The following is a 13,368-nucleotide window of genomic DNA, read 5'->3' as shown; positions in this document are numbered from 1 at the left end:
TTGTATTTTTATGGTATGGAAACGGCACTGGAAAACTTATCAAAGGAAGATCTTTTAAAGATCATTTCCGCCCGTGACCAGATTATTTCCGAGCATAAAAAAGTTATTCAGAATCATGAGAAAGTTATTCAGGACCATGAAAAGATTATGCTCAATAATGAAACTGCCATTCTTGAAAATCACAGTACTATCTCGGCGCTCGGTGAGCAGGTAGACTACCTGAAAGCACAGGTTGCCATGTACAAACGCATGCAGTTCGGACAGAAGCGTGAACGCTTTGAGGGTGATCCAAACCAGGCAATGCTTCCCTTTGAAACTCCTGTTCAGGTGACCCTGTTACAGCAGGAAGAGGTCAAACAAAAGATAGAATATGTGCGCAAACGCCCCAATCACCATGGACGTGCAAAGTTACCATCCCACCTTCCCGTAGAAGAGATTGAGATCCATCCACAGGGTGATCTTACAGAAATGGTGTGTATTGGGAAAGAAATTACCGAGGAACTGGAATGTGAACCGGCACGCTTTTTCATAAAGCGTTATATCCGCTACAAATACGCGAAAAAAAACGGGGATGGGGTAAGTATTGCAGAACTGCCCGAGCGTGTCATAGATAAGGGAATACCGGGAGCAGGTTTGCTGGCCTCCATACTTACCGACAAGTATATCGACCACCTTCCCCTTTACCGGCAGAAGCAGCGCTTCGCCAGGGAGAATATCCAGATCCCTTCTTCCACAATCGAAGGCTGGACAAAACAGGCACTCGAAAAACTTGAACCACTATATGATCAGCTCGTCTTCGACACAAAAACAAAGGGATATCTACAAGTCGATGAAACCCCGATAAGGGTAATGGATAGTGACAAAAAAGGCGCTTGCCATCAAGGTTATTACTGGGTCTACCATTCTCCCTTGGATGGAACCGTATTATTTGATTACAGTCCTACCCGTGGGAGTAGTGCGCCTGTACCAATCCTGGGCAGCTTCAAGGGCTACCTCCAGACTGATGGCTATGCGGTATACCAAAAATATGCACAAAGCAAAGATATCATACACCTGGCCTGCTGGGCCCATGCCCGACGTGAGTTTGAAAAAGCACTTGATAATGATAAACCAAGAGCTGAAAAAGCCTTGTTGATGATCCAGAAGCTTTATGCTGTGGAACGAAAAATCAGAGAACAAGGTTTATCTGCAGATCAGGCAAAAGAACTCCGCCTGGAGAAATCATTACCAATGTTGAATGATATCGGCAAATGGATCTTTGAAGAAATCAAGATAACATTGCCCAAAAGCCAGATTGGAAAGGCAATGGCCTATGCTTATGCAAGATGGGATGCCTTAAGTGCATACCTTTATGATGGCAGCCTTCAAATCGACAATAACCTGGTAGAAAATGCAATAAGACCGGTGAGCCTGGGCAGGAAAAACTATCTCTTTGCAGGAAGCCACCAAGCGGCGCAAAGATCAGCAATGATCTATTCTTTCTTTGCGATCTGCAAAAAACATGAGGTTAATCCCTACAAGTGGCTTAAATACACGCTGGAAAATATTATGTCCATAAACCACAAGAAAATTAAAGACCTGTATCCACAGAACTTTAAAAATATAAATGGTTAATTAGATATGTACTTTATAGGCTGCATACGTTTTGCCTATTTTATTACGCCAAATATTGGTTTAGAAACTTTGTTAAAATACAATGGATTGATAGGATTTGGTAGTGCTACTACACAAAATAATTTAAACCTATCTTTTGGTTTTCAAATCTATCTTCCTGGTCAGCGTACTGCAAACAAGGTTAAAGGTGATGTAAAATAATTAAAAGTCAGGTATTGATGGAGCCAACATTTTATAAAAATGTTGGCTCTTTTTATTTGACAGAAATTTTCTACTTAATAATTATCAATCACTTACTGTATATCTTTCTTTCGATGTATGTTTACTTTATCTGTTACGGCAAAGAGAAAAATTGTCTCACAAAATTACGCCAATGGATTACATAAATTTCGATACAACCTTGGTCCCATAAATCACTTACATTTCCTTAACCTAGCTGATGCAAATCTTTTGATTGTTTACTTTTTAAATTTATTTTCAAAAACAATACAAAAGATAAATAGTCTCAAAAAACGAAAATATTTTCTAAATTTAAGATTATTAAATCCTGACTTGCATGAAAAATCTCATGAAATCAAAATTATCCCAGTTACTAATATTCATGCTTATCTACTTAGTGTCATGGTTGCTCTTAAAATTCACATGGGAGAGATATCAATTAAATAGCGGTTTAAAATACATTTCATTATTTGCTGCTGCCATTTCAGTAATTCTCACGCCCAGAACAAAGATTATAAAGGGCCAATCTGGAGATCGAATTCAAGTTACTGCTATTTGGTTAAAAGAAGCGAAACATATCAGCTTAAAATGAGGGAATAATGATAGCCAACATTCACTAATTGCTCAAATATTTATGCACTGTTCGTCCATTAACGCAAAAAAAAAGGATCTAAGCAGCAACCAAATCAGTGCATCTTTTAGTGAGTGGGTAACGTCAAGTGCAGTTTATGTATTTCTTCGATGTCCGTCTTTATCAAACATTTTGTTGAGATGTTTTTCTGTCGCTACAATAAGTACAATAACAAACAAAACCAAGAGTCCAACGGATATACCTGTACCAATTGCTCCCATATCAGGAAACATAAGTGTTAGAAGCCCAATATTTGTCAGACTCATACCTCCAACAATCATTAGTCTTGCCGAAAATTTATTAGCAACTACCAATGTGTCAAGGTTACGCATTGAAGAAGAAGTCCTGTAACCGTATATCGAATTGATTTTTTTTGGTGGAAGGATTTTAAATAATAAACCAACTACAAAAAAAAGTAGTCCCACGGTTAATGTTAAGAAAGTTAATGATTTGTCCATGAGTTCAGATTATCAAATGTAGTTATTGTTAATATCTGCATTAAACCGTTTGTAATATTAATTTAGTAGCCGTCGATCGGTTGAAAGGGATTAAGCATTTCAAATAGGAAACGGGAGTGCAGGTGCACTTCATCGAACTTTCGTTCCAGTAAATTGAAAATGTTAAAATTGTCTTCTTCATTGAGTTTTTGAAAACGCATGTCGACAATTTCCACCCGTTCCAATAAGTTCACGATTGGCCGCGAGAAGATCTCTTCCATTTGAGAGGGCAAGTATGTATAGATTATATTTTTTGAAGTTGCAAAAAAAATACACGAATCTGAAATATATTGATTTAAAAAAGGTCTCAAAACATGAAAGTAATCATCTCCTTTTGTATAGCTTTCTTTTACCTATAACTTTACTTGCACTAATTACGGCAAAGAGAAAAATCTCAATAAACGAATATTATACTTACGAAAAAATGTAAACCACGTTTAGCACTTATTTTCAATCGCGGTACTGAATATCCGCTTGGACACAGGGAGCTTACATTTGCACTGATCCAAGTTGTCCAAGTTGCCGGAATCAAGGAAGACCTCCAGATTCACCTGGAGCAAGTGGAAACGCGATATAATTCCATAAGATATTTTATTTAGAATATCTTATATTTATATTTTAGCCTAAAATATAATAGATGAAGTATTTATGTTTTCTATGCATCTACAATTTATTTGCCATTGGAATGAGTTTTTCTCAAATTAAAAAGGATGTAAATTTTTTGATCTCTGGCGAAATTGCGGGGAGAGATTCAGGTATGTTAGTATTATCATATTTAGACAAGTACCAAAAATATTCTGTTGATACTGCTAAGATAAAAGATGGTAAGTTTAACTTTAGTATGGCAATTTCTGAACCAACAATGGCATATCTAATTGGCAAAACGACTAGTAGTTCAATGGAGGATCCCAACAGAACAATTATCTTTTTAGAACCAAATAATCTAGATATCCATTTAACTGAAAGTCAATTTAACAATGTTGTTGTGAAGGGCTCAAAAACTCAGGCAGAATATGAAAATCTAAATAATATTCAGCTTCCATATCGTAATAGGCGTCGATCAATTTTGAAAAGTTTGGATAGTGTCGAGAATCTTATAAATGTTAGTGGCTCAACAGATAATCTCACAACAAGATTGAGTTTATTAAAAAATGAATGGAGTAAAAACTCCAATAACCTTATAAATGGAGAATTTCAGTTTATTTTCAAAAATCCAAATTCTGTCATAAGCGCTTTTTTGATGAACTCACTGATTATCAGGTAATTATTGTCTGTAGATTCTGCGATTAAAATTCTGGCATCTTTATCGCCTATTGTTCGATCCAGTACAATTGGTAAGCAAACTCAGTCAGCTATTGACAAAAAACTTATGCTTGTAACTGGAAATGATGCTCCGAAGTTTCGTGCAAAGGATATTGATGGAAACATCATTGCAAGCGAGGATTATAAAGGAAAAAACTTCATCCTTCTAGATTTTTGGGCCTCTTGGTGCAGTCCATGTCATGATCAGGCTCCTTATCTAAACAAACTGTACGATAAATACAGGCAAGGGGGATTAGAAATTATTGGTATTTCTGCGGACCAGAACAGAGAGATATGGAAAAAAGCTATATCTAAGGATAAAACTGAAAGATGGGTTCATCTATTAATGAGTGAAGAAATAGTCCCCTCTGGTGTGGAAAAAATGACTAAGAGATTTGCTGTGGGTTCTTATCCACTATTGCTATTAATTGATAAAAAAGGAACCATTGTTTACATGGACAATGGATTTGGTGGAGAAGAGCAATTTAACACACTTGATGCACTCCTTTCCAAATCAAAAGATTGAGGATTCAATTTATTTAATTAAAACTTATATAGGGATCTTTTGGATTGACAATTAAATTTTTAAACTTTTCTAAAAGTTAAATGAAGCCTACGCTTATAGAACAAGGGTGATTGTCTACCTTCAATATCTATTGAGGATTTAGGTGCTGGTTTTGACATATTTCCAATTTACTAATCATACTCCACATAACCTGTTGCATCCTCAAATTTTAGCGCCACCTTTTCATTTGTATTTTTCTTGATCAATGTCATCCCATTTGAGTTCTTATTCTTAATCAGGGAATCGCCGATCGAAACTTTATCTTTAAAAAACTCGATAGGTATATAATTATAAATTTTTCCATCAATTGTGACGGATGAAACCTGATTCCGACCATAAGTCAAATTAGTAATGATACCCCTAAATTGATAACCGTTTATTCGTTGGGAGCTTTTAAAGTAAATGAATGTGCCTGAAACGAAGAAGAAGAGGCAGGTATAGATTGAAAATTTCCTCCAGCGTGTGTTGTAGCACAATAATATGAAAAGTAATGGAAACAATAGTAACGGAAGTGCATTAAGCATATTTAAAAATATTCTGAGGATAGAAAAAGGATCACATCACTTATAGAGGAAATCCTCTAGCTGGGTAAACAAAGCCATATTTTAGGGAGCGGAAGAACACGCAAGTGAACTACTAAAATCCAGAAACCCAACCACATACTAAGTTCGCTTCAAAAGTAGAAAATTACCTACACTAATTACGGCAAAAAAAATGTCTCAAAAAACGAAGGGATTATCTTCTGCTATTTTTCTTTATGCTATAAATGTTAGCCCATTTAAATATTCTAGCGGTGAATTAGTAATAAAGTTTACTAATTCTTCTTTTTATTAATTACCTTTTGTTCAGATTCCCCGCTTTTTCTACGTTCTTTTTTTAAATATCTTGCTTTCCAAGAGTGGTTTCCAAGGTATAATTGCCAACAAAAACAATAAAAAAGTGAAACGTAGCCGATATCTATCACGAGATAACCCGTCAGGAAAATAAAAGTAATCAAAGTTATCATTATAGATCAAGGTTATTCTTGATCCGACCGGGTACTTAGAACATTCGCCGTTTGCAAGTCGAACAAAATAAGTTTTTCTACTATAGGATATCCGGACAGAAGACGTCCCTTTGGAATTTCTGCAATCCTGATTGATAACTTTGACAAAAGCTAATTTGCCAAACTTTTCAAGTTTTGAATTTTGGAAATAAAAAAAACTCACATACAGACACGCTAAAAAACTCAGCAACCCTAATGTTTTTTGGTGTTTATAATAATAGCTCATTTTTTCATTGAGAATCCTCCCCGCATCATTGATCCGATTTAAATGATAGCTTTTTTGACATCCAAAAATACCTAAAAAATCAATTTTTTGCAAAGCCTCAGCGCCAAATGAGCTATAGGCATCGTTTCCGGTTTTTACTCCAACTAGGACTATGGGATAATCGGCATTTTCTAATTTATTCCCAGTAAATAGCCGAATATCCCCCCCCTGTCTGGTAACTTTCTTTCGATCTTTAACATTATTTAATAATAATTAAACAGTGTTAAACATTATTTTGATAATGTAAAATATTATTTACTAACGATACTGGGTCCGTCAAAATATTTGTAGGTGATTCTGTAAGTGAAATTGAGTGTAACGATTGAGTTTAATACTGTTGTGTTACACTTAAGCGTATAGGAACAAACAACTGTATGAAGTGAATTTTATCAAATACTCATCTCAATTCCTACCAAAAAACGGTGGATTTTTGATAGGTGGAGGGATTTATAATTATATTTTATCGTCTCAAAAAACGAAACTTTTAAAAAAATCAGATAAGCTATCTCTTAGTAAATATTATGATGTATTATCTTTACTATAGTTTTATGGAATTGATAGCTAATTAACATCTACAATGGTATGGATATTAAATTAGGCTCTTTTTTTTTGATAATGGTAGCCATTGTTAATAATGGCTTTGCGTCAATTCGTATACATGATGAATATAATCCTATTACATCTGATAACTCAGATTTTAAATCCATTAAAAATATTGATGATTATCTGTATTGGGAATGCATCTATAATCCAAGCATATTAACAACCTGGAGATCTGGACAGCAAACCATAGCTCAATCTGGAGATATGAATTACTCTAAATATGCAAAAAAGACATTTAGTTCTGTAGGTTTTTTTTCTGCCTGTGGTCCAGGTTTTTGTTCTTACTATATTGTCGCCGTCAAAAAAGATAAATCAATCAAACTGATAAATACACCAAACGACTTTCGACAATTTATTGGAAAAATTGATAATGTAGAGGAGGCAAAATTACTAGTTAGAAATGCCGGGTACATTTTTTCTACCGCGCTTAAGTATATGGCCGTATATAAGCACTCAGCAGATAGATATATTTTTAAGTTATATGACTTCGGTCTTCAATCGTGTTTGCCCCCAGTGCAAACGGAACCAAAATCAATCACTATTGCGGTTAACGAAATGGCATCTATCTCAAGGTTCTAACGTTTTCAGAGGAAAGCAATCTACATCGTAAGCTTTCACCTTAATTTGATGTTCATATTACATTGTTTTGTATCATAAAACGAACAATTGGTTTAACCAAAAATTGCACACACTTTTTTTATCTAAACTTTAACGCATATCCGCTTTCATCTAGGAACTTTCTAAAGTCTACTATGTGAAGGATATCTGAAATAGCTTTTTTCTTATCTGATGCCTTGTTGTAATAGGATTCCGTAATTTTATATCCAATCCAATAACCTAGATCAGGGGGATAACCATTTTTAGGTTTATAGTTATACATCCAATCATGGCTATCCTGCCTATCATCCATGATTTCCTTGAACTCCAACCATAATTTAGCTTCATTAGCATTTCCATAACTATGTGTCTGTTTATTTGGCCCTCCACCGGATATAAGTTCTCCTATGAAATCAGCACTACCTTCATTAATACAAGCAGCCAGTAGATCTAGGCTTTTCTTGGGAACACTATCCTGTTGATAGTGGATGAGTTCATGGGCAACCATAGAGGGAACTGCTGCTGATTGAATCATTTCGGCTCCTATAATTAAGCCTTTTGGATTAGAGTGTCCTCCAGAATTAAATCTACCAACCACAAAATATACATTGGGATAGACTGCTTTAGGATAAAGATATTTTAACGCCATGAATGCTGCCCTGCATTGCTTCTCATTGTCCAACATTCTTAGGCTGTTCAGCCTGGCTTTCTCATAGTCATTCTTCCGTTCGCGAACTGTAGTGAGCAGAGACGCAGCATTTTCTATTCTGCCTTTTGTAAATGCTTGCACACCAGCGGAACCCTGTTTTAAATAGATATGTTCAAAAGGGTTAATCTGTGGCTCTGCATCAATCTTATCAAATGCTTCCCAAAAGTTAGTTATATCCCTTGTTACAAATGATGCCCTAAGCGGATCAGAAACAGGCTGCGCAGAGGAAAAATTGAAAAGAGTTATAATGGTAAAAATTGTTAATAGAGCATTTTTCATATTAATCGAGTAAATCAAAGATAAGGTGACATAAACCTAAAATAGGTATTCAATAATCAATAAGCAAAAAGCTATTTAAATATAGCCATACCATCATTAAACAGCGGATTTTTTATATGCCAAGAATTGTTAATGAATTTTTGTCTCACAAAACGAAGGAATTCATCTCCTACTACCTTATATTTTTTTTTCAGCTGTACATTCCATCGCAACAATTACCGCAAAGAGAAAAATCGTTTTTCAAAACGAAGATATTTAATCCCCTATAATCATTTTCTGTTAGCTGACTATTACTCTAACTGCGTCATAAAATCTATTATTCTTCCCATCCCTTAACTTTTATCAGGTTTATAATACGCCATTAATCCACCTTTTACAGTATTTTGTCGGACAAAAGGAGCTTATTAATGCATTACCTTTGATATAAATGGAATCGAAAGTGATAGTTAGTAAAGAAATACATCTATTTGAATTTGCCAAAAGCTATTCTGGATTAGTTATTACACCAATGCTACCTTCTTTCGTCCCAATCGAAGATACTGCAACAGCATTTGATCCACACCGTCATGATTCCTATGGACTATTCTTATTAAAATCTGGTGAAATGACTATGTTAGTGGAAGAAGATGAGGTTATTATGCGAAATTCTTCATTATTGCTAGTCCAGCCTGGTCAAGTGCATCAATGTATACGTTCGGTCAATATTGATGGCTGGGTAATGTTTTTCGATGGAAAAAACTTAGACACTAAAGCACGTTCCATCAATGAGCAGAGCGTTGTAGAAATCCTATTATTTGAGTTAAATCCTGATGAGTTGCTGATAACCGAGCAACTACTGCAATCCATCTTTCAAGCATTTGAAAATAAGACTCCAGGACCAATGCAAACTCAGATCATGCATTCTCTTACCAACGCACTGTTTTACCACGCTACAAAAATTAATTTATTAAGGAAATCAACCACAAAAAATTATGCTTCCAGACCAGCGCAAATCGTTCATGAATTTAAAGCGCTGACTAAGTCCAACTTCAGAAGTTTAAAGAAGCCAAGAGATTATGCAACACTGATGCATATTTCAGTAAGTCATTTAAATGATACCATTAAAGCAAATACAGGTTATTCATCGACACATTTTATTAAACAGGAGGTAATCGGTGAGGCACAGAGACAATTAAGGTATAGTTCAAAATTAATCAAAGAGATTGCCAGTGATTTAGGCTTCAGTGATCATAAATACTTTATCCGACTATTTTCACAAGCTGTCGGTCAATCACCAGCAGTATTCCGGAATACCATAACAACTTCACAAGTACAAATACAAAATAGTTTTCTCTCTAAAGCGCCTTCAACGTAAAATTTACATACTCACCATATATGAAAAAAACAATTCTGGTTACCGGCGCAAGCATCGCTGGACCAACTCTAGCCTATTGGCTTAATCAATATGGCTTTACAGTAACTATTGTAGAGCGAGCACCTGAACTCAGGTTAGGTGGTCAAAATATTGACGTTAAAGGGCCTGCAAAGATTATTGCCGAAAGAATGGGGATAGAAAAGATTATTCGTGAAAAAAATACTACAGAGACTGGATTAAGATGGGTGAACACTAAAAATGAAACACAGGCAGAATTTCCTAAAGAAAGCGCTTTAAGCATGACTCAGGAATTAGAGATCCTTAGGGGAGATCTTGTTAAAATTCTATATGATCATACTAAACGCGATGTAGAATATCGTTTTAATGAATATATTACAAAGTTGAATCAAAGTGAAACCTGTGTCAATGTTACATTTTCTAATGGGAAGACTGAAAGTTTTAATTTGTTAATTGCTGCTGAAGGAATTGGTTCTTATACCAGAAAACTTTCGTTTCCCAAGGAACCTAAGTTTAAGTATTTAGGATTGTATACTGCCTATATTACAATTAAAAAGGCGATTACAGACAGCAGTTGGGCACGTTGGTGTAATGCTAAAAATGGAATTGTCTTTCTAATACGTCCGGATAACTACGGCACTACCAGAGCTTCGATTACTTTTACAGCAAAAGAAGAAGAATATAAAAACCTGTCATTTGAAGAACAAAAATCTGCACTAATTGAAAGAATCCAGGGCAGTGGCTGGGAGACAGAACGTCTTATAGAAGAAATAAAGGAAACAAAAGATCTTTACTTCGATAGGATAAGCCAGGTGAAAGCAGCAAAGTGGAGCGAAGGAAGGGTTGCTATTGTAGGAGATGCAGCTTATTGCGCCACACCAATTGCAGGAAAAGGTACAGATCTTGCTATGTCTGGGGCTTACATATTAGCAGGAGAACTATCTGTCGCCAATACATATCAGGAAGCATTTAAGGCCTATGAAGAAAAGATGCGACCATACGTTGAAAAATGCCAACAACTACCACCCGGGATACCAGGATTAGTTTATCCTAAATCAAAAATAGGAGTTGGTATTCTAAATGGACTTGTTTCCCTTATTGGCAGTAAACCAGGGCAAAAATTTATAGGGCTTTTTGCTGGTAAACAGAAAGAGGCTCCGCAAGAGATCGATCTACCTACTTATAGATGATAAATCTCTGGTACATTTATGACATTCACTGATATAGATTAAGATTATAAAGAAAAGGGGCCATGATCTGTGATCTTCGTCAATCTTATCTAAATTAACGCTCTCACCTACTATAGCGTTTAAACATTTGATTAGTATTCACGATACAAAATACTTCAGTAGTTTTATTACCTATTTAACGTTTCCACCAATAACGTGAGTGTCTCACAAAATGAACAGAAAAGGATAATTAATACGCATAGAAAAATCTGAGATGTCGCTTTTCAAGTTAAACAATTAAACTCTATTTATCTTCACATTGATAAATTGGTGTGAAATTGTATCTTCTTGCTGAGATTATGTATATACTAATGATTGATTATCTCATCATCACAAGTCTGGCGAAGTGGTTTCAAATCGATTTTTCCTATAACATCCTCAATCTCTTTTAGAGAGTTTAGAAATGATACGTCTTATGCACAATTTTCTCATATGACTGGAAGCTTGACGTATATTAAATTGATAAAATTTTCATACCGATAGCATCGAAGTATGAGCCATATAAGCAAAATAATTGAGCTGTGTAGGCAATTTTATTTTCCTCCTGTGCCTGATATTTGTGTTATGAAAAACATCAATCAAATTCAATTAGGCCAAAATGGTCCTTTCGTATCTAGTCTTGGGCTGGGTTGCATGCGAATGTCTTCAATCTGGGGAGGAGCTACTCCAGATGAGAAGGAAAGTATTGCCACTATTACTGAGGCGTTGGATCTTGGCATCAACTTCTTAAATACCGGCGATTTTTATGGCGCTGGCCACAACGAAATGCTCATCGGAAAAGCGATAAAAGGGAGAAGAGATGATGCCTTTATTAGTGTCAAGTTCGGAGCGATTTTCCATAACGGTCAATGGCTAGGCCTTGAGCTCAAGCCAAATTCAATTAAAAACTTTATCAATTACTCACTTACCAGACTTGGCATCGAAACCATTGACCTCTATCAACCTAGCCGGATGGATGATAGCGTGCCGGTAGAGGATATTATCGGAACGGTGGCTGAACTGGTTAAAGAGGGAAAAGTCCGTCACATTGGCGTATCCGAAATAACCGCCGAGCAGCTGCATAAAGCCAACGATGTTCATCCGATAAGTGCACTGGAAATCGGCTATTCATTAGCGGATAGGAAAATAGAAAATGAATTGCTCCCAGCAGCCAGAGATTTAGGGGTCCCAGTTGTCGCTTTTGCAAACACTTCGGAAGGTTTATTGAGCGGGGGATTAAGCGCACCACTTAGTGATAAGGATTACCGTCAACATTTCTCCAGATTTCAAGAAGGGAACCTTATAAATAATCTTCAAAAAATTGAAATATTGAAAGATTTGGCGTCTGCGAAGGGATTTACCCCCACACAACTAGCGATCGCCTGGGTAAGACAGCAGGACCAACATATCATGCCCTTAGTGAGTATGAGTAAACGATCTCGCCTGGCTGAAAATATCGCAGCAATGGAAATCGAGTTCAGTGAAGAAGAAATGAACACATTAAATACTACTTTTGCAATAGGCGCCATTAAGGGGGGTACATATTTAGCGCGATAAATGGAAAGTCCAGCAGAAATTCTTCCGGGTGTAATTTTTTACTCATATCTCTCTACGCAAAGGAGACAGAAAGCATGTTTCTGGAATCACCATACCTTGATACTGCAGGTTTCCGGTGTATTCACACTGGAAACATCTGCACAAAGCATTTCCATGGGGGCGGGGGAAATGCTACTGATTGGCAAAAACCAATTGGGCACCCTCACCAAGACACCGGGGGAGAACGGAAGCTATGAGACCATTGTAATATCACTTCAAGAAGAATTAATGCGCAAGATTGCATTGGAAGAAAAGATTAAATCCCAGGGCAAATACATCGGAAGGCCAAACCTGCTGATTCCCTTTAATGAATTTTTGCAGGGCTATTTTCAATCCATCGTTCCTTATGCAAGAAGTTCAGGGGCCTCCATGACCGACGAGATGGGGATTTTAAAAGTAAAAGAAGGCATCAAATTATTGTTGCTGGCGCTTCCTGCATTACAGAATTTTTTGTTTGATTACGCAGAACCTCACAAAATTGATCTGGAAAAGTTCATGCTTAATAATTTTCATTTTAATGTCCCAATAGAAAAATTCGCTCAGCTAACCGGCAGGAGCCTAGCGGGATTTAAAAGGGATTTTCAAAAAGCTTTTGATCTTCCACCTCGACAATGGCTGCTATCCAAACGATTAGATGCAGCAAAATTTTTGATTGAAAATAAGCATCAAAAACCTACAGCTATCTATTTGGATTTGGGTTTTGAAAGCCTTTCGCATTTTTCTCATTCTTTTAAAAAGAAGTTTGGGTTAATGCCAAGTCAACTCAATAAGTATTTTGATCGCTCCAAAGAAGAGTAAATCAGTAACGTAAAAAGTTAATCATGCTTTCATTCCATCTGGGAAGTAAGAGCCTACTTTTCTCAGTA

13 protein-coding genes are annotated in these 13,368 nt (G+C 36.1%); 9 read left to right on the top strand and 4 right to left on the bottom strand.

The annotated features are described in order from the left end of the window. The first annotated feature begins 15 nt into the window (after positions 1-15). Both tnpC and AC3ITD_RS21435 read left to right on the top strand, forming a co-directional pair. Entirely contained in the window at positions 16-1,614 is a 1,599-nt protein-coding gene (tnpC, locus tag AC3ITD_RS21440; RefSeq protein WP_489366722.1) for an IS66 family transposase, read from the top strand. A 6-nt stretch (positions 1,615-1,620) separates the two neighbouring features. Beyond that, positions 1,621-1,815 carry a hypothetical protein gene (locus tag AC3ITD_RS21435; protein ID WP_489362723.1) on the top strand — a complete coding sequence of 65 codons (195 nt, stop codon included), beginning with the start codon at positions 1,621-1,623 and terminating at the stop codon, positions 1,813-1,815. A 744-nt stretch (positions 1,816-2,559) separates the two neighbouring features. Here the strand turns inward: AC3ITD_RS21435 and AC3ITD_RS21430 are convergent. Together AC3ITD_RS21430 and AC3ITD_RS21425 are read right to left on the bottom strand one after the other, a co-directional pair. After that, positions 2,560-2,922: an SdpI family protein gene (locus AC3ITD_RS21430; protein ID WP_489362722.1), complete on the bottom strand. Its 363-nt coding sequence runs from the start codon at positions 2,920-2,922 to the stop codon at positions 2,560-2,562. A 62-nt stretch (positions 2,923-2,984) separates the two neighbouring features. Next, positions 2,985-3,182 (bottom strand): hypothetical protein, encoded by a 198-nt coding sequence (locus tag AC3ITD_RS21425; RefSeq protein ID WP_489362721.1) that lies wholly within the window; start codon positions 3,180-3,182, stop codon positions 2,985-2,987. Between the two features lie 416 nt (positions 3,183-3,598). Here AC3ITD_RS21425 and AC3ITD_RS21420 point away from each other — a divergent pair, with 416 nt between their 5' ends. Further along, positions 3,599-4,225, top strand: coding sequence for a DUF4369 domain-containing protein (locus AC3ITD_RS21420; protein ID WP_489362720.1), 627 nt, complete (start codon positions 3,599-3,601; stop codon positions 4,223-4,225). 105 nt (positions 4,226-4,330) lie between these two features. Then, positions 4,331-4,789, top strand: coding sequence for a TlpA family protein disulfide reductase (locus AC3ITD_RS21415; RefSeq protein ID WP_489362719.1), 459 nt, complete (start codon positions 4,331-4,333; stop codon positions 4,787-4,789). Between the two features lie 170 nt (positions 4,790-4,959). Here the strand turns inward: AC3ITD_RS21415 and AC3ITD_RS21410 are convergent, their stop codons facing one another. Further along, positions 4,960-5,352 (bottom strand): hypothetical protein, encoded by a 393-nt coding sequence (locus AC3ITD_RS21410; RefSeq protein WP_489362718.1) that lies wholly within the window; start codon positions 5,350-5,352, stop codon positions 4,960-4,962. A gap of 1,368 nt (positions 5,353-6,720) precedes the next feature. On the opposite strand from AC3ITD_RS21410, the gene AC3ITD_RS21405 reads away from it, so the two are divergent. Further along, positions 6,721-7,320 carry a hypothetical protein gene (locus AC3ITD_RS21405; RefSeq protein ID WP_489362717.1) on the top strand — a complete coding sequence of 200 codons (600 nt, stop codon included), beginning with the start codon at positions 6,721-6,723 and terminating at the stop codon, positions 7,318-7,320. Between the two features lie 118 nt (positions 7,321-7,438). On the opposite strand, the gene AC3ITD_RS21400 is transcribed toward AC3ITD_RS21405, so the two are convergent. Then, positions 7,439-8,326 carry a DUF2268 domain-containing putative Zn-dependent protease gene (locus AC3ITD_RS21400; RefSeq protein WP_489362716.1) on the bottom strand — a complete coding sequence of 296 codons (888 nt, stop codon included), beginning with the start codon at positions 8,324-8,326 and terminating at the stop codon, positions 7,439-7,441. A gap of 427 nt (positions 8,327-8,753) precedes the next feature. On the opposite strand from AC3ITD_RS21400, the gene AC3ITD_RS21395 reads away from it, so the two are divergent. The 4 genes from AC3ITD_RS21395 to AC3ITD_RS21380 all read left to right on the top strand — a co-directional run bounded on the left by AC3ITD_RS21395 (position 8,754) and on the right by AC3ITD_RS21380 (position 13,300). Further along, positions 8,754-9,680, top strand: a complete 927-nt coding sequence (locus tag AC3ITD_RS21395) for an AraC family transcriptional regulator (protein ID WP_489362715.1) — start codon at positions 8,754-8,756, stop codon at positions 9,678-9,680. A 20-nt stretch (positions 9,681-9,700) separates the two neighbouring features. Next, positions 9,701-10,888 carry an FAD-dependent monooxygenase gene (locus AC3ITD_RS21390; RefSeq protein WP_489362714.1) on the top strand — a complete coding sequence of 396 codons (1,188 nt, stop codon included), beginning with the start codon at positions 9,701-9,703 and terminating at the stop codon, positions 10,886-10,888. A gap of 603 nt (positions 10,889-11,491) precedes the next feature. After that, positions 11,492-12,463, top strand: a complete 972-nt coding sequence (locus AC3ITD_RS21385; protein WP_265801940.1) for an aldo/keto reductase — start codon at positions 11,492-11,494, stop codon at positions 12,461-12,463. Then, on the top strand, positions 12,464-13,300 hold the full coding sequence (locus AC3ITD_RS21380) for a helix-turn-helix domain-containing protein (protein ID WP_265801941.1): 837 nt from the start codon (positions 12,464-12,466) through the stop codon (positions 13,298-13,300). Positions 13,301-13,368: the final 68 nt, after the last annotated feature.

The sequence above is a fragment of the Pedobacter sp. KH_004 genome (assembly GCF_057840755.1).
The sequence above is the reverse complement of the archived record's forward strand: the minus strand, read 5'-3'. Positions and strand labels throughout refer to the sequence as shown.